The organism is Bifidobacterium sp. LH_416, assembly GCF_056357055.1.
In genome coordinates, this window is record NZ_JBKEVJ010000001.1 from 933268 (window position 1) to 950379 (window position 17112).

The 17112-nt window shown below is 56.6% G+C and carries 13 protein-coding genes; 3 read left to right on the forward strand and 10 right to left on the reverse strand.

What is annotated here, in order from left to right; all coding sequences use genetic code 11:
* Window positions 1-97: 97 nt before the first annotated feature.
* From AC1AY0_RS04195 to dnaB, 6 genes are all read right to left on the reverse strand, one after another.
* Window positions 98-1315, reverse strand: a complete 1218-nt coding sequence (locus tag AC1AY0_RS04195; protein ID WP_101626097.1) for an MFS transporter — start codon at window positions 1313-1315, stop codon at window positions 98-100.
* A 309-nt stretch (window positions 1316-1624) separates the two neighbouring features.
* Window positions 1625-3442, reverse strand: a complete 1818-nt coding sequence (locus AC1AY0_RS04200) for an ABC1 kinase family protein (RefSeq protein WP_101626096.1) — start codon at window positions 3440-3442, stop codon at window positions 1625-1627.
* Between the two features lie 59 nt (window positions 3443-3501).
* Complete coding sequence (locus tag AC1AY0_RS04205; RefSeq protein WP_101626095.1) at window positions 3502-3771, reverse strand: hypothetical protein; 270 nt, start codon at window positions 3769-3771, stop codon at window positions 3502-3504.
* A gap of 119 nt (window positions 3772-3890) precedes the next feature.
* The gene (locus AC1AY0_RS04210; protein ID WP_101626094.1) at window positions 3891-4643 is read right to left on the reverse strand and encodes a type 1 glutamine amidotransferase; all 753 of its coding nucleotides are present in this window, start codon (window positions 4641-4643) and stop codon (window positions 3891-3893) included.
* Window positions 4640-6010 (reverse strand): Mur ligase family protein, encoded by a 1371-nt coding sequence (locus AC1AY0_RS04215; RefSeq protein ID WP_101626104.1) that lies wholly within the window; start codon window positions 6008-6010, stop codon window positions 4640-4642. The genes AC1AY0_RS04210 and AC1AY0_RS04215 overlap by 4 nt, the downstream gene beginning before the upstream one ends.
* Before the next feature lie 2 nt (window positions 6011-6012).
* Entirely contained in the window at window positions 6013-7464 is a 1452-nt protein-coding gene (gene dnaB, locus AC1AY0_RS04220; protein ID WP_242689697.1) for a replicative DNA helicase, read from the reverse strand.
* Between the two features lie 622 nt (window positions 7465-8086).
* Here dnaB and AC1AY0_RS04225 point away from each other — a divergent pair.
* A complete protein-coding gene (locus AC1AY0_RS04225; protein ID WP_476525961.1) occupies window positions 8087-9436 on the forward strand; it encodes an MATE family efflux transporter in 1350 nt (449 codons plus the stop codon).
* Between the two features lie 167 nt (window positions 9437-9603).
* Here AC1AY0_RS04225 and AC1AY0_RS04230 read toward each other — a convergent pair whose 3' ends face one another.
* The 4 genes from AC1AY0_RS04230 to ftsY all read right to left on the reverse strand — a co-directional run bounded on the left by AC1AY0_RS04230 (window position 9604) and on the right by ftsY (window position 14985).
* Window positions 9604-11430 (reverse strand): [protein-PII] uridylyltransferase family protein, encoded by a 1827-nt coding sequence (locus AC1AY0_RS04230; protein ID WP_101626091.1) that lies wholly within the window; start codon window positions 11428-11430, stop codon window positions 9604-9606.
* Between the two features lie 312 nt (window positions 11431-11742).
* A complete protein-coding gene (locus AC1AY0_RS04235; RefSeq protein ID WP_003828096.1) occupies window positions 11743-12081 on the reverse strand; it encodes a P-II family nitrogen regulator in 339 nt (112 codons plus the stop codon).
* Between the two features lies 1 nt (window position 12082).
* On the reverse strand, window positions 12083-13378 hold the full coding sequence (locus AC1AY0_RS04240) for an ammonium transporter (protein WP_101626090.1): 1296 nt from the start codon (window positions 13376-13378) through the stop codon (window positions 12083-12085).
* 305 nt (window positions 13379-13683) lie between these two features.
* Window positions 13684-14985, reverse strand: coding sequence for a signal recognition particle-docking protein FtsY (ftsY, locus tag AC1AY0_RS04245; protein WP_101626089.1), 1302 nt, complete (start codon window positions 14983-14985; stop codon window positions 13684-13686).
* Window positions 14986-15104: 119 nt separating this feature from the next.
* Between ftsY and AC1AY0_RS04250 the strand changes: the two genes are divergently transcribed.
* Both AC1AY0_RS04250 and AC1AY0_RS04255 read left to right on the forward strand, forming a co-directional pair.
* Window positions 15105-15938 (forward strand): TetR/AcrR family transcriptional regulator, encoded by an 834-nt coding sequence (locus AC1AY0_RS04250; RefSeq protein WP_476523101.1) that lies wholly within the window; start codon window positions 15105-15107, stop codon window positions 15936-15938.
* A gap of 127 nt (window positions 15939-16065) precedes the next feature.
* Entirely contained in the window at window positions 16066-17109 is a 1044-nt protein-coding gene (locus AC1AY0_RS04255) for a glycosyltransferase family 2 protein (RefSeq protein ID WP_476522985.1), read from the forward strand.
* Window positions 17110-17112: the final 3 nt, after the last annotated feature.

Genomic DNA, 17112 nt, shown 5'->3' on the forward strand with positions numbered 1-17112 from the left:
TGTATACCGGTACAAAAAAGCGCCCCATAACGAGGCGCTTGGAATCAGGCTAGAGATTCTTGAATTACACGGTTGCGTTCAGAACAGTTCAGAACTATCAGGCCAAAGCTGGCTGAGCGTTCTTCTTATGAGTAAGCTGCCAAGCCAAAACCACAGCAATCATGATGGCAAAGCCTGCAGTGAACCACGGGAATGGAGCGGCAGGATCAGTGGAACCGGTAATCATGGTGACTGCCCTCATAGCCAGCGGGGAAACAAACACACCCACGTGGAAGGACAGGATGATCATGGTGGACCAGAATGCCTGAGAGCTCTTCTTTGCGTACTTCGGGATGCGGTTGCACAGGAACGGTCCCAGAATCGGGCCAGGGAAGTTGAACAGGAAGAAGCCGATGACCAGCACAACGTAGCTGCTGCCGGCAAGAGAGACGAGCAAGCTGCCGAGGAAGTAGACACCCATGCCGATGTAATAGGTGTTATCGCCGAACTTCTTTTCCAGGAAGCCATACACAAAGCCGGCAACCACGGCAAACAGGATGCCTACGGAGATGATTACGGATGAATCATGGTGAGGATCGTTCAGAATCTTCTGAGCGATTTCAGCGAAACGCACATTGATAGCGTTGAAGAACACCATATACAGCGCGGCGCACACGCAGAATGCGCCAAGGATGGGGCTGGTCTGCTCAGGGTAGATGTTGACGTTCTCTTCGGCTTCCATGTCGGAGGAGCCGGACTTATCGAGGTGGACGTCCGGAACCTGGAACCAGAACCAGATGAGCACCGGGAATGCGAACAGGTAGACGATGAAGGCACCCTGCCAGCCGGCGATGAGCACGAACACAGATACCAGTGCGGTCATGATGGCTTGGCCAAGGTTTTCGGTGGCGCCACGGATACCCAGCAGAGTAGCGCGGCGATTGCCGGAATACAGCATCTGAATAAGGGTGATGGCCAGCGAATTGTACAAGCCGAGACCCATACCGAAGAGCACACGTGCAGCCATCACAACGGCGAAGTTCGTGGCGAACATCGGCACGAATGCAGTGATGCCCACAAGGAACAGACCGGCACCGATAACCTTCTTCAGGCCGAAGAATCGCGCTAGCGCCGGGCTGATGAGCAGCGTGGCCAGTGCAGTCAATGATGGTGTGGTGGAGAGCAACTCCGCGGCGGTGTTATCGACGTTAAGCGCACGCCCCAACTGTGGGATAACGCCGTTGACGACGCTGTAGCTGGTGAGGAACAGCGATATGGACAGCATCGGCAGGATCACCGAAAGGCTGTTGACATCCTTCTTCGTTGTGGATGACATAGGTTTCCTTTTTCTCTGTGGTTTATGCACCGGTGGTTGGTGCTGACGTCGGTGTGAACGAATTGTGTTGACCGGCTTGGACTGTTCGCCGTCCTTGCCGACCTCGTTCTCCGTTGTCAGAAGAAACTATATTTTGATACCGGTATAAAGTCAAATTAAAACATCGAAATGGCTTATATTCCGGCGTTTCTTGAACTTTGCTTAATTCTTTCTTTTATCGGTTTCAAATAAACAGAAAAAGCATATGGCAACTTTGGCAATATGAAGATGCCAGCGCCATGAGATATGGAGGATAGAAAGATTTGCCGACTAGCGCTTCTTGGCTTTGCGGCCCTTCAAATAGATGTCGATGACAATCCAGCAGCCGAGCACAAAGGCCACCACATAGCCCATAAAGCCCACAATCGGAATACCGAAAATAATCGGTTTCATGCCGGCGTAATACACAATCGACGAACCAATAAACAAGCCCACCACAATCAGAGCCATCGTCAATCGGTTCACCATGTCAGACAGCAACTGGAATGGTTCCTGCGAACCAACCAGCTCCATGTTCATGCGCAGCTGACCGCGCGTGAGCATACGGGCGGCCACGTTGAGCTCGCTCATCGCGTCCAGTGCACTGTGAATCGCCACATGGCTTTCCACGCCAAGATCCTTCAGTTCATCTTTGATGGCTTGGCTTGTGCTCTTGGATGTTGCGATGTGCTGCGAAATGATTTCAATCATGTTCACGTCTGGAATGAACTCGTCCAGCAAGCCTTCCAACGTGACCAACGCGCGGCCCACGGTAGTGATACTGCTCGGCACTTCGATGCCATGACGCTGCGCCAACGAGGTCAACGCGGTGATGAATGCCGCCAAATCCAAGTCTTTGAGATCAACAGTGCCATATTCCTTGACGATAACGTCAAGATCGGCAAGCAAGGACGGATAATCAGCCGGGTCTGCTTCAGCGCCAGCGAATCGCAGTAATCCGTCGGCCAAATCCGGCGAATTCTGCTTGGCCACGGCGAAAATCATCTCTTTCATCACCGCGCGGGTTTTGGCATCAAGCCGGCCGGTCATGCCGAGATCGATGAGAACAATCTGCCCACCGCGAATGATGATATTGCCCGGGTGAGGATCCGCGTGGAAGAAACCATCGTCCAGAATCTGCGTGGCGTAATTATCCACCAGCTTGGTGCCGATGTCTTTGAGATCGTATCCGGCGTCCACCAACTCGTCAGCATGCGAAACGGAAATACCATCCACATAATCCATAACCACCACATGCTCAGTGCAGAGGTCCGGGTATGGAGTCGGGCAATCCATGTATTTGAAGCGTGACGCGAATCGCTTGAATTCAGCCAGATTACGCGCCTCTACAAGGAAGTCTGTTTCGGATTCGAAGGTATCCCACAGCTCCTCAACCACGCCTTGCAAGTCGACGATCTGCGAGCTGCGAATCACTTTGGTGGCGGCTTTGGCAATAGAGCGCATGATAGCAACGTCTTGCGCCATGGTTTCGCGCACGCCTGGGCGCTGCACTTTAATAGCCACATCTTCGCCGGTTTTCAGCGTCGCGCGATGCACTTGAGCCAGCGACGCCGAGCCCAACGGTTTCAAATCGATATGCGCAAAGACTTCGCTTGCTGGGCGGCCATATTCAGCAGACAGCACATCCAGCACAGTGGCGTATGGCATTGGATCCGCATCCGCGCGCAGTTTGGCGAGTTCGTCGCAGAAGCTTTGCGGCAGAATCTCGGAACGCATAGAAAGAATCTGGCCCACTTTAACGAATGTGGGGCCGAGCGCCTCGAACATCAGGCGCATTTTCACTGGCGTCAAACCTTTCAGCGCATCGAATTGGTTGACGATGCGCACGATTTGCGCCAAACGCTTCATCTTGCTGCGGCGAGTCAGATGATAGCGCTGGGAGAAATCATCTCGCCTTGGTCCAAACAGACCAATAGTTTCCGTATTTACTGCAGCCCATTGTGCGTAGGCGGCAGTCATCGGATAATCAGTGGAACTGGAGGTTCCAGTAGTGCGAGCATTGCCCGCAGTGCTAGTGGCCGCAGACTGCGGAGCAGACGACGATGAGCCGGACGCTTCAGATGAGGCGTCCGGCTGAGTATGCGGCATCGTGCCGCGCGCATTGTGCTGCGTCGTCTGTTCCGTTGTCTTTGCAGTCACGAAAGCAATCAGTCCTTATCGGCGGAATCGGACGAATCAGCCTCAGTGGTGTCGATAGGCTCTTCCTTGGCTTCGTCCTTATTGGCATCGTTGACCAGAGCCTCGCCCACCTTGCGCTTCAGCTCAGTGTTCAGCGACTTACCCTGCTCAACGGTCAGCTCGCCCTTCTTTACCAGGTCATCAACAATGGCGCTGCTCTTCTCGTAACCGGTGGCCAGAGCACCGATGCCGGCCAGCAGAACCTTGCGGACGCCTTCGCCCAGATCAAAATCAGCCATAATAACCCCTCCTTCGAGGTTCGACGCAGCCTGATGCCTTGTCTCGTATTCACAAGATTAGCGCACATGCACGTCCTTGACGCTAGGCCTTACAGCTGATTTCGTCTAGTGGAATACACTTACCGGGGGCGTGCGGCTGCGGCTTTGCGCGCGTTGGCGGCCACTTGGTCGAGTCGCGCAAGCTCAGCGGCTTGTTCCGAAGTCTGATCAGTCGTGCTGAACGAACCATAGCGGCGGGTTGCCGCAGTTTCAATCAGAAAATCGGAGATTGCAGGGTTCTTAGGCAGCAGCGAACCATGCATGTACGTGCCGATCACATTGTTTACGCGAGCGCCCTCGGTATGGTCCTTACCGTTGTTGCCTTGGCCCTCGGCGTCGACTGTGCCGAGCGGCTGCACGCCATCTCTCAGGAACGTCTGCCCGGAATGATTCTCATAGCCGATCACATCACCGAACTGTGCGGAATGTTCTACAAGGTTGCCGATCATGCGCACATCCTGGCCTACCGTATACGCGCCGATGACACCAATGCCGTCGAGCCTTGTGCCGTCTACGGTTTCGAAATACTCGCCGAACAGCTGGTACAGGCCGCAAATCATCAGCATTGGCACACCATCTGCCGCAAGCTTGCGCAGCAGATCAGCTCGCATATAGAAATCATCAATGATTTTCTTCTGGCCGGTGTCTTGGCCGCCGCCGCCCAGAATCAGATCTACTTGCTCAGGCCACTCGTCGCCCTGATTGTACTGATGCACTACCGGATGGTAGCCGTACAATTCCAGTCGGCGGCGAATGGTGAGCACGTTGCCGGAGTCACCGTAAATGTTCATGTCTTTCGGATACAGAGACACGATATCGATTGTTTTGCTCATCGGCCCACTCCTGCGTCGCTGACCTCAGTGATTCCGCCTAATACCGCGCGCGCTTTCAGCATGGCGGTATACGTGCAATACATATGTTTACGAGTGCCGGGATTGCTGGTGACGAACGTGGTTACCGCCCGCTCCAGATCGGGTTCCACCTGCTCGACCGGCACCTGATCGTAGCCGAGGCGCAAAGCCATATCCCAGGCGCGCACGCCGGACACCATGTTTACGCCGCTTGCTCGCAGCGAAGTGAAGTCCACATCCCATAGCCAGCTCATGTCTCGCCCATCGGCGTACTGGTCGTTGATGGCGATCATCGTGTCTGCACCGGCTGGGCTGAAGCTGGCAAGCGAAAGGCGGAAGCCCATCGGATTCTTGACCAGCAGCAGTTCCACAGGCGAACCGTTCACATTGATAACCTCGCCGCGGCCGAATGCCGGGGTGACGCGAGAGACCGCAGCAATCAGTTCATCGGCGCTGACCGCGCAGGCGTTGGCGTTCGTGATGGCCTTGGATTGTGCGGCGGCATTGGTCATGACCGCGCGCACTACGGCGAGCGCGGCCGCAGCGTTGTACAGGTTGTAGACGCCTTCGAGTTTGACTGCGGTGGAGTAATCCTGCCCGTCCATATTGAATGTGGCTTCGTGATCGCCGACTGCGGTCAGCGTCACGTCCGCAGGCAGCTCGGGGGCTGCCCCCCTCAGTCCGCTTCGCGTCTGCGCCGTCTTCTCCGCGCCGGATTCCACGGACACTGTCGTGGCCATGTCGTCATCAGACGGGAAATAATGACGCAAATCATCGGCCAAACCAAAGTATTTGACCTGCGTGCCGGCCGGAACCTTGGCTGCAAGCGCGGCGATGCGTGGATCTTCGCGGTTCAACACCACAGTGCCGGTGGTTGCCTCGGCCACATGGCTGAGCAGTTTGGCAGTGGTGTCGATTTCACCGAAGCGATCAAGCTGATCGCGCATCACGTTGAGCAGCAATGCATAGCGCGGCTTGACCTGCTTGACGAAATGCACCGCATACGCTTCATCGAGCTCGAGCACGGCGATATCCGCGTCCAGCTTGCCGGCCAAATTGACCTCGTTCAGCAGAGCAGACACCACACCTCGCACGAAGTTCGAACCAGTGGGGTTGGTGAACACCTTGAGCCCCAAGTCCGAAAGCATGGAAGACACCATACGGGTGGTGGTGGTTTTTCCGTTCGTGCCGGAGACCAGCACCACGCCAAGCGGCAATTGCGCAAGCGTGCGGGTCAGGAACCCAGGGTCGACGGATTCCACGATTTTGCCCGGGAACGCCGAGCCGCCATGTTTGGTAACGCGCGCGGCCGCACGAACCAGTTTTCCGATGGCTGGAGTAACAAACATCATCACACCCCCTGATTGGCGTTGTAGTCCTGCGGCATGTCCTTGAACTTGGACGTGGCACCGAGGAAGGCAAGATGGAAGGTTTCAGTCGGACCGTTACGATGCTTGGCCATGATGATATCGGCCTCACCTGGGCGGTCTTCCTTATCATAGAAGTCCGGACGATGCACCAGGAACACCACATCGGCGTCCTGTTCGATTGAACCGGATTCACGAAGATCTGAAAGCTGCGGTTTCTTGTCGTTACGCATTTCCGGGCCACGGTTCAGCTGCGACAAGGCCACCACCGGCACTTCGAGCTCCTTGGCCAGGAGCTTCAGCGCACGGGAGAATTCGGACACCTCTTGCTGGCGGGATTCCACGGCCTTGCCGGACGTCATCAGCTGCAAGTAATCGATGACTACAAGCTTCAGATCATTGGTCTGCTTGAGTCGGCGGCATTTTGCACGGATTTCCATCAGGGACATGTTCGGACTGTCGTCAATGAACAGCGGCGCGTTCTGCATTTTGGTCCAGAACTGGTTCAACGTGTTCCAACGTTCAGGCGTGATATCGTCCGCACGGCGAAGAGCCGCCATCGGAATATTGGTTTCGGCGGAGATAATACGCTGGGCGAGCTCCACCTTGCTCATCTCGAGGCTGAACACCACGGACGTCATATTATGATGCAGGGCGGCAGCTCGCGCGAAATCAATACCAAGCGTGGACTTACCCATAGCCGGGCGGCCTGCCACCACCACCATCTGGCCAGGCTGCAAGCCCTGAGTCACATCATCAATATCGCGGAAGCCGGTCGGCACACCCTTTTGCACCAAACCGTTCTGCAGTTTGTCCAACTGGTCGAGTGCGTCGTGCACCACCGGTCCGATGGCGGCATAGTCCTGACGAACTTTGCCCATCGACATCTCGTATATCTCGGACTGGGCGAGATTGACCACATCCTCAGCCTGCGAGCCCTCAGCGGAATAGCCAAGCTGAGCAATTTTGGTACCGGCTGCAATCACATTGCGCAAAATCGCACGCTGATGCACGATTTCGGCGTAATACATAGCGTTTGCCGCAGTCGGCACCGAAGCCACCAAGCTGTGCAGATAATCAGCGCCGCCGACTTTTTCAAGATTGCCGTCAGCGAGCAGCTGATTGGCCACCAACACCACGTCCACCGGCTGACTTGCAGAGAACAAGTCAATGATCGCCGTATAAATCGTCTGATGCTTGGGCTGATAGAAATCAGTGACGTCAATGGTTTGCGACACTTCACCAATGGCGTCCTTGCTCATCAGCATGCCGCCAAGTACTGCCATTTCCGCGTCATCATCATGCGGAGGCACACGGTCGAAAATCGGGTCGCCTGATGCTGCCGAGCCTTGCGCACCGCCACGGCCAGCGCGATTGCCGCCGTTGTCTGAGCCACCTGCGTAGTTCTGATACGAGTTGTCGCTTCCTTCTGCCATAGCTCCCCAGTATAGAAGGCGCATCTTGCAACCATCAGACTCTGCGCGTAACCGTTAGTTCGGGCGGTAGTGCGGCCACAACCACCGGAATCCATCACTATGTACGCGGCTGAACCGGGGTGCCGCAAACATAATGACGTTTTTGGCCCCGAAATCGTCATTATGTATGCGGGTACTTCGTTGGCCCGCGTACATAATGACGATTCTGACTTCATAATCATCACTATGTTTGCGGACGCTTCGTCGAGACGCGTACATAATGACGATTGCCGAGTCACCACCAAGCTGCAACGGGACTGCCACGTCCAATCCAGGCCATCTACACCCCGATTCGCGCCATCACTCCACCCGCCTCGCGCTACCCACACCATTCAGTCCGCGTAATCTGCCCCAGCTGCTCCCTCTCAGACCCCACATTGTTCACGCTGCATTCACCGGAATGTGACGCGAACGACACGCAGAAGCCGCCAATGTGGATAGAAAAAAAAGTTATCCACATTTTGGGGATAACTTGGTGGATAATCCACTTGGTTATCCACATACGGGGGATAACTTGGTGGATAGTCTGGGGATAACATTGCACAGCGAAAGAGGCGAGTTGCACAACGTAGTTAAGCATGATATGCAGGCGAACGTGCACCAACAGTCTCCGACCTTCCGCTCATCAAGTCGCCAGATTCTGGCGCTGGCACTGCCCACCTTCGGCCAGCTCATCGCCGAACCCACCTTTATTCTGATCGACACCGCAATCGTGGGGCATATTGGCGATGCCGCACTGGCCGGCCTCTCCATCGGATCCACCATTATTCTGACCGCCGTGGGCCTGTGCATTTTCCTCGCTTACTCCACCACCGCGCAAGTAGCGCATCTGCTGGGTGCCGGCAAACGCCGTGAAGGATTGCAGGCCGGAATCGACGGATTATGGCTGGCTTTGGGCATCGGCATCGTCTTAGGCCTCGCGCTGTTTGCCGCCGCCGAACCATTGTGCCGCGCGCTCGGCGGTCAAGGCGAGGTACTGCGTCAGGCCACGCTTTACACCCGTGCAATCGTGCTGGGCGCGCCCGGCATGCTGCTGGTGTATGCGGCAAACGGTATTTTCCGCGGATTGCAGAAGGTGCGCATTACCCTGATCGCAGCGGTCAGCGGCGCAATCCTCAACACAGTGCTTGAGGTGCTGTTCGTGCTGGTATTCCGCTGGAGCATCGCTGGCTCCGGTGCAGCAACGCTGATTGCGCAATGGTATATGGGCATATTCCTTGTTGTTCCCGCAATTCTGTGGGCTCGTGCGGATGGCGCAAGTTTGCGACCGCGACTCGCCGGCATTGCCGCGGCGGGCGGCGACGGCATTCCTTTGTTCATTCGTACGTTGGCGATTCGCGCGGCAATGGTAGTGACGGTGGCGAGCGCGGCCCGCATGGGGACCTCGGTATTGGCCGGTTTTCAGGCAGTGAACTCCAGTTGGAACTTTGCGATGAACATGCTCGATTCGGTTGGTATTGCAGGGCAGGCATTGGTGGCTACTGCACTTGGCGCTGGCGATAGGCCGCGAGCACGCATGCTGACCAAGGCGACCGGGCGCATGGGCGCGCTCACTGGCACCGCAATCGGCTTGGGCTTTGCCATTATTGGCTTATTCGCGGGGCATTTCTTCTCCCCCACGCCGCATATTCAGCTGCTGATTGCCGTGGGTATGGTGACGATGGGCGTCTTCTTCCCACTGCAGGGTTGGATGATGGCCATTGACGGCATTCTGATTGGCGCGCGCGATTACCGGTATCTGGCGATAACCTGCACGTTGACTGCCGTAGTGTATATTGCGCTCATTGTGCCATTGGCGGGTATGGTGGCGCCGGGTTTGGGCAGCGATGCTGCGCGGACCGTACTGATTTGGACTGTTTTTAATGTGATTCTGATGGGCGGGCGTGGACTGTGCAATGGCTTGCGCGTGCGCGGGGATGTGTGGATGAGGTAGGGGGGACGGCATCGGCCGTTGGCCGATACTGTTGTTTTTGCGGCATAGCCGCGCTTCTCTCCCTCCGTCCGCCTGCGGCGGCCACCTCCCTCGTCAGAGGGAGGCTATTGACTGGGTTTTCTCGCGCAAATCCCCACCAGCCTCTCTTGCCAGAGGGAGGCTTTTGTTTACATTGCGGCGCGAACGGCGGAGTACATGGTGAGGACGATTTGTTCGCGCCATTTGGACCAGCCGTATTTCTTGATGATTGATTCGCCTGCGGTGGCACCAAGCGAGGAACCGTCAGCGCGAGTCAGGTCGAACAGCATATCCAATAGCGTCTTGTCATGATTGAGTCGATCGGCAAGATCAGCTACTACAGCCGGATCATTGGGATCCTTACCTGTCGCATACTCGGAGAGTGTCAGATGCTCGCGCACCAGCACAGTCGCCCAGTCGATAATTTGCTGCGGGTATCCCATACGTTTCAAAATCACCGGCACATGACGCGCACCTTCGGCGGCATGATCGCGCACGAACGCGCGCTTACCGATGTCATGCGTAATCGCAGCAAGCAGTAGCGCCTGATAATGCTCATCGTCATACCGACCACCCGACGGAGTATCCCGCGTAATACGCGACGTAACCTCCACCATATGACGGTCGATGGTGTATCGATGAGCTGCCGACGCGGACGGACGATTACGAATACCAAGCCATTCCGGCATCCATCGGCCCGGAATATCCACAAAGTCGATGCTTTCCCACACGTTCATCAATTGCGGGCCGCAAGCCAGCAATCGCACGAACAGTTCGCGAGATTCATCATCCCACTGATTATCGCGAATCGGACAGTTCTTGAGATTAGTCAGCGTGGACGGATTAATCGGCAAGCCAAACTCGCCGGACGCCACAGCCATGCGCAATGCGAGCTTGGCATCCTTGGCGGGTTCCACACCGGGGGCGAGCACCAGCTCACCTTCATGCTTGGCGATGCCGGGAGCCACGATGTCGAACTGCGGGGCTTCGCGCTTGCCGCCAGCGCGCTGCGAGAACATTTGGAAGAACGCGAAACGCGGCTTTTCATGCGTCAGCGAATGCTCCGCACGGGAGGCCGTGGAATCAAGCGCGAAGGAAATGCGGCGGCCGAGGCGAGCGAGCATCGTCTGCAGATCATCAATCGAATACGCGGCGCGTTCGCTTTCCGGCCAAGTCGGATCAGCGAGACCAAGCATGGCCGCCACTTTGGCTTGGTAGGGAGTCAGCAGCAGATTCGTATCTTTGCCGGCCACCAAATGAATGCAGTCGCGCACATCGAGCAGACGTTCCACAGCCTCGTCATAGCTGCCGTGCGGGCGATCGGCCAGCCAAGATGTGGCGAGCGCGGAAATCAGCACTGAATCGCGCAATCCACCGCGCGCTTCCTTAATATCCGGCTGATTGACGTATTGCAGTCTTGCGAATTCATCAAGCCTGGATTTTGCGGAATCAAGCAATTCCGGCAAACGTTTGCGAGCAGCTTTGCGCCAGCGTTCCAGAATAGACGCGGCAGTAGTGCGAATGAGTTCGGTATCTCCGGCGATGGGCTTGACATCGAGCCAACCCATTGCGGCAGGCAAATCATGGTCGGTGACCTCTTCGCACTGGGCACGGGTGCGAATGGAATGGTCAAGGTCGAGGCCGCTATCCCACAAGGGGTACCAAAGTTTATTGGCCAGTTCGTTGAGCTGCTGATCGTTCAGTGCACGAGGCTCATAAATAATGACCAGGTCGAGGTCGGAGCTCGGGCCAATCTGACCGCGGGCGAGCGAGCCGACCGCCGCGAAACCGATGCCGGAAGCAGGAACATCGAAGGAAACGGCTTGCGTGGCCTCATCCCACAGCGTTGTGAGACATTGCATGGCCAGGTCAGTGCGGGCCTTACGTTTAGCAGTGCCGTTGCGGTACACACCATCCGCATCCGGCTGGCTCATATCCATGAATCGTTGCTTCAAACCATCTACTGCCGATGCCATGTGCATCCTTTCGTACTAGTTCCGTATTAGCCATAATTTCGAGCTCGGGGGCGACGCATTCCTGGAAATGCTGCGCAAACGGAACCCTTACATGCCGCATTCCCGGAAATGCGTCGTGAAACATACCGTGGAACACATCTTCTGCGACGCAATCAGGGGAATGCGTCACAGATGGAACCTCTACGTGACGCATTCGCCGGAATGCGTCACATGGTGTCGCATATAAAAAGTCCCCGCACGGCGACGAACGCAACGTGCGGGGACCTGTCTTACTTTGATAGCCCGAACCTCTCTGGAGGAATCGGACGCCTATCAGATGGCGGCGGAACCGGTCTCGCCGGTACGCACGCGAGTCACGGAGTCAAGCGGGGCAACCCACACCTTGCCGTCACCGATGGTGCCGGAGCCGGCGGACTTGACGATCACACCGACCAGCGTCTCGGCATCGGCGTCATCGGCCAGAACCTCGATGCGGATCTTCGGAATCAGGTCCACGGTGTATTCAGCGCCACGGTAAACCTCGGTGTGGCCACGCTGACGGCCATAGCCGTTAGCCTCGGACACGGTCAGACCGTGCACGCCGGCGGCTGCGAGAGCCTCCTTGACGTCGTCAAGCTTATGGGGCTGGATGATAGCGGTAATCAGCTTCATCTCACTTCACCTCCTTGAGAACAGAGCTGGCAGTACCAGCAAAATCGTAAGCACGTTCGCCCTGATCGGCAAGATCGATGCCGCCGACTTCCTGAGCTTCGGTGACGCGCCAGCCGATGGTCTTCTCAAGAGCGAAGGCGATGATGGCGGTGATCACTGCGGAGTAGAGGATAGCAACGAGAGCGATGATGAGCTGGACAACGAGCTGCCTCCAGTCGCCACCAGCCAGCAGGCCAGTGCCTTCGCCGAAGAAGCCGATGAGCAGGGTGCCGGTGAAACCACCAACGCCGTGGACGCCGACCACATCGAGGGAGTCATCGTAGCCGAACTTGAACTTCAGACCGCAGGCGAGGCAGGTCAGGATGCCGACGATAGCGCCGAGCACGATGGCCCACAGCGGGGAGACCACATCAGCAGCCGGGGTGATGCCGACCAGGCCAGCGACCATACCGGAAGCAGCACCCATAGCGGTGTAGTGGCCGGAACGAATCTTTTCAGTGAAGCCCCAAGAAAGCATTGCAGCAGCGGTTGCAGCGGAGGTGGAGACCCAGGCGTAGCCAGCAGTGCCGTTGGCGGCGAAGGCGGAACCTGCGTTGAAGCCGAACCAGCCGAACCACAGCAGGAAGGCGCCGAGCATCACGAACGGAACGTTGTGCGGACGGAACGGCTGGGTGCCGAAGCCCTTGCGCTTGCCGATGATCAGCACGATGATCAGAGCAGCGACTGCAGCGTTGATGTGGACGACCGTACCACCTGCGAAATCGTGAGCGGTTGCGCCGATGGCCTTGGAGATGGCGCCCTCACCGGAGAGCAGGCCGCCGTTCCAGACCATGTGGGCCATAGGAGCGTAGTCGAAGGTGATCCACAGGGCGACGAAGATCATCCAGGTGCTGTACTTCACACGCTCAGCGATAGCGCCGCAAATCAGGCCGACGGTGATCATGGCGAAGGCCACCTGGAAGGCAACGTCAACGGAAACCGGGTAGTTGTTGCTGTTCAGGCCGGTGGTGGTGAACACACCATCCTGGGCGACCATGGAGTCCTTCAGCAGGAAGCCGCTGGCCGGATCGCCGAAGATGCCGCCGATGTCAGAACCGGCGTAGGCGATGGACCAACCCCACAGGGTCCAAATAATCATGGTGACTGACAGTGCAGCCGCCTCAAGCATCAGCATGTTCAGAACGGCCTTGGCACGAACCATACCGCCGTAGAAGAACGCCACACCAGGCGTCATGAGGAAAACCAAGGACGCAGATGTAAGAATCCATGCGGTATTTCCGGAATCGAGCGCTCCCATGTCTACCTCCCTCTCTTTGTTCATGGCGCCGGGCTTGAAATCTGTAGTAGCCGGCGTCTTGTTCCAATAAATGCCGTCCCCCTTGTGGGGGCTAACAGTTCGTCAGTAAAAGCCGGTTGCGTTTTCAATTCGTTACGCCAAGTTACGCGATTGTTAAGCGCTACCGCATGAAATCGGCACATTTAAGGGGAGGATTTTGGCTTGATTTCAACGGATATGGCAAGGCCCTGAATTATGTTTCGAACATAATTCAGGGCCTTGTTTGCGTGACTTGCGGCGTTTTACGCGTTCACAACGTGGACGCGTCAGGCAAGGATGCCGTCTACGAATCCTTCCGGATCGAATGGGGCCAGGTCGTCCGGGCCTTCGCCGAGGCCGACGAGCTTGACCGGCACGCCGAGTTCCTTCTGCACGGAGATCACGATGCCACCCTTAGCGGAGCCGTCCAACTTGGAGAGCACCACGCCGGTGATGCCGATGGCTTCGGCGAATACCTTGGCCTGAGCCATACCGTTCTGCCCGGTGGTGGCATCCAGCACCAGCAGTACTTCGCTTACTGGCAGCTGCTTCTCGGTAACGCGGCGAATCTTGCCGAGCTCATCCATCAGGTTCGACTTGTTCTGCAGTCGGCCAGCGGTATCGATAATCAACACGTCCGCATTCAATTCCTTGGCCTTGCCAGCAGCCTCGAATGCCACGGAAGCCGGATCTGCGCCATCCTTATCCGAACGCACCACCGGCACGTTCACGCGAGCGCCCCAGGTTTCCAACTGATCAGCGGCGGCTGCACGGAAGGTGTCGGCCGCACCCATCACCACCTGCTTGCCTTCAGCCACGAAGAGTCGAGCAAGCTTACCTGCAGTGGTGGTCTTGCCGGTACCGTTCACACCCACCATGATGATGACGGAAGGCTTATCCGCGCCAGGCTTCTCAGCATTCAGGCGGCGGTCGGTATCACGGCCCACCAAGTCGAGGAGCTTCTCCTTCAACGTGGCACGCACTTCAGTCGGGTCGGCTTTGCCGGTAATACGAGCATCAGTACGAAGATCATCGACCAGCTGGGCAGAGGCTTCCGCGCCAACATCGGCAAGCAGCAGCGTATCTTCAACGTCTTCCCAATCAGCCTCAGAAAGATTGTCTTTGGCCAGAATGTTGAACAACGCCTTGCCGAATGGATTGCCGGACTTGGCGAGCTTGGCCTTCAGACGAGTCAGTCGAGAACCAACTGACTCCGGGGATTCAGGCTCAGGTTCGCCTGCCGGAGCAGATTCAGGAGCGACTGCGGCTGCAGCCGGTGCAGCTTCGGTAGTCGGCTCGGCAGTCGGCTCAGTATCCGATGATTCAGCTGACTGTGCAGTACCCTCAACCTCGACAGTACCCTCAACCTCGACAGTACCCTCAGCCTCAGCAGCAGCCTTAGCCTCAGCAGCCAAGCGCGCATCTGCCGCAGCCTTAGCATCGCGCGTACGCTGATTATCCGGAGCACCCTTGCCCATTGCACGGTCAAGATCACGTTTACGAGACTTAGACAGCCAGATGCTTACAGCAATCAATATGACTGCTACAACTATCACGCCAACAATGGCCAGAACAGTATTCATTTCCATAGTTGCCAGTCTAAATGTGGGCCTTCCCGTAAGCGCCAAGCAAACGGCCACTCTGCCGCCAACTTGCCCCACCGACTTACCCACCGACTATGGTGGTCACCATGGCACATTCCTCACGTATGACTTCACTGCAGCGACGAGAACAGCTGATTTCGGTCGGCCGGGCCCTGTTCGCATCCAAAGGATTCGAAGCAGTAAGCATGGAGGAAATCGCCGCGCATGCCAAGGTTTCCAAGCCGATCGTGTATGAGCATTTCGGCGGTAAAGAAGGCCTGTATGCGGTGATTGTGGACCGCGAGATGCGCGCGCTAATCAGCACGCTAGCGGCCGCACTCGATGCGCCGACCATGCATCCGCGTCAGATTGTGGAGCGCACGGCTTTGGCGCTGCTCACCTATATTGAGGAGAACGCGGAAGGATTCCAGGTGTTGGTGCGCGATTCGCCGAGCACCGACCCGTCCGGCTCGTTCAGCTCGCTGCTGGGCGATATTTCCATGCGCGTGGAGGATATTCTCTCCGAAGCGTTCAAACGTCAGAAGCTCTCCACGAAGGGCGTGCCGTATTATGCACAAATGTTGGTGGGCATGACCGTGTTCACCGGACAGTACTGGGCGGATCGTCCGAAGGTTAGCAAAGAGCAGCTTGCCGCCTATATTGTGGATTTGGCATGGCATGGCTTGAGCAGGCTTGATTCCAAGCCTCGCTTGCTGTTCGAGGGCGCGAAAGCTCAACGTGAAGCGCAGAAGGCTTTGCAGCGAGAGGCGAATCAGCCGTATCTAAGTGCCGGATTAGATAGTGTCAGCGAAAATGGACAGCGGAGCTTGCCGGAAAACACGGATTCCGGATACGCTGACCCGGAACAACCGGAACACACTGAACAGGCCGCACACCCTGAACACACAGCACTGCAAGCGCCACTACAGAATGTGAATTCAGACCAACAGCTTGCGTAATACTCTGCCGTCATCGGCGGTAAGGTGCTACGGTTTGAACAGCATAACGAACATATCGCTTGATGCATTTATTGTGATGCAATGATGCCCAACGATACGACATTGAACATTTGAGGACGTAACTGGTATGGCCAACGCGGTACAGACGGCAAAAACGCTCACCTTCGTGATTCCCGCATACAACATGGAGTCCTATCTTGACCGTTGCGTCAATTCGGTGCTTTCCGCCTCGAACCCTGAGGATATCGAGGTACTGATTGTGGACGATGGCTCGAAAGACGGCACGCTGGAATATGCGCAGAAGCTGGAGCGCAATAATCCGGGGATCGTGCGAGCCATTCATCAGGAAAACAAAGGCCACGGTGGCGCAGTGAACACTGGTATCGCAGCGGCCTCTGGCATGTATGTCAAGGTTGTAGATGCGGACGATTGGGTGGATCCGCAGGCCATCAACACCGTTATGGATACGCTGCGAGCGCAACGCGATACCTCCGAGCCCATCGACATGCTGGTCACCAACTATGTGTATGACAAAGTGGCTAAGCGTCACAAGCATACGGTGAATTTCCGCCGCGTGATTCCGGCCGGTCGCGTGCTCGGCTGGGATGATTTGGGCCATTTCGGCTTGGCGCAGTACATCATTATGCATGCGCTCACCTTCCGCACGCAGGTGGTGCGCGATTCCGGTTTGAAGCTGCCTGAGCATACGTTCTATGTGGACTTCTACTACTCGTATCAGCCATTCCCGTGGGTGAAGCGCATTCAGTATTTGGACGTGCCGTTCTACCACTATTTCATTGGCCGCGAAGGCCAGAGCGTGCAGACTGATGTGATGATTCGCCGTGTCGATCAGCTGCGCTTGGTGAATCGTTTGATGACTGAGGCTACGCCGGAACGCGGCACTGTGCCTGAGGGACTGTATCGCTATATGATTCACTTCCTGGCGATTGAGTCTTCGGTGACTTCTGTATTCCTGATTCTTTCGCGAGATAAGGCGAACTATGTCAAGAAGCGCGAGCTGTGGGATGCGATTGACGCGTATTCGCCGGCTATTGGGCATGATGTGCGCAGCAAGCTGATGTCGCGCGCCATCAACCTTCCCGGTTCGGCTGGTCGTTGGATTGTGCGCAACGGCTACACCATCGCCGAGAAGGTCGTCGGATTTAACTGATTA

Excerpts from the sequence above, each read along its gene's own strand:
- AC1AY0_RS04195 (WP_101626097.1), bottom strand. The coding sequence starts at position 1,315 with ATGTCATCCACAACGAAGAAGGATGTCAACAGCCTTTCGGTGATCCTG.
- AC1AY0_RS04200 (WP_101626096.1), bottom strand. The coding sequence starts at position 3,442 with ATGCCGCATACTCAGCCGGACGCCTCATCTGAAGCGTCCGGCTCATCG.
- AC1AY0_RS04205 (WP_101626095.1), bottom strand. The coding sequence starts at position 3,771 with ATGGCTGATTTTGATCTGGGCGAAGGCGTCCGCAAGGTTCTGCTGGCC.
- AC1AY0_RS04210 (WP_101626094.1), bottom strand. The coding sequence starts at position 4,643 with ATGAGCAAAACAATCGATATCGTGTCTCTGTATCCGAAAGACATGAAC.
- AC1AY0_RS04215 (WP_101626104.1), bottom strand. The coding sequence starts at position 6,010 with ATGTTTGTTACTCCAGCCATCGGAAAACTGGTTCGTGCGGCCGCGCGC.
- dnaB (WP_242689697.1), bottom strand. The coding sequence starts at position 7,464 with ATGGCAGAAGGAAGCGACAACTCGTATCAGAACTACGCAGGTGGCTCA.
- AC1AY0_RS04225 (WP_476525961.1), top strand. The coding sequence starts at position 8,087 with ATGCAGGCGAACGTGCACCAACAGTCTCCGACCTTCCGCTCATCAAGT.
- AC1AY0_RS04230 (WP_101626091.1), bottom strand. The coding sequence starts at position 11,430 with ATGGCATCGGCAGTAGATGGTTTGAAGCAACGATTCATGGATATGAGC.
- AC1AY0_RS04235 (WP_003828096.1), bottom strand. The coding sequence starts at position 12,081 with ATGAAGCTGATTACCGCTATCATCCAGCCCCATAAGCTTGACGACGTC.
- AC1AY0_RS04240 (WP_101626090.1), bottom strand. The coding sequence starts at position 13,378 with ATGGGAGCGCTCGATTCCGGAAATACCGCATGGATTCTTACATCTGCG.
- ftsY (WP_101626089.1), bottom strand. The coding sequence starts at position 14,985 with ATGGAAATGAATACTGTTCTGGCCATTGTTGGCGTGATAGTTGTAGCA.
- AC1AY0_RS04250 (WP_476523101.1), top strand. The coding sequence starts at position 15,105 with ATGACTTCACTGCAGCGACGAGAACAGCTGATTTCGGTCGGCCGGGCC.
- AC1AY0_RS04255 (WP_476522985.1), top strand. The coding sequence starts at position 16,066 with ATGGCCAACGCGGTACAGACGGCAAAAACGCTCACCTTCGTGATTCCC.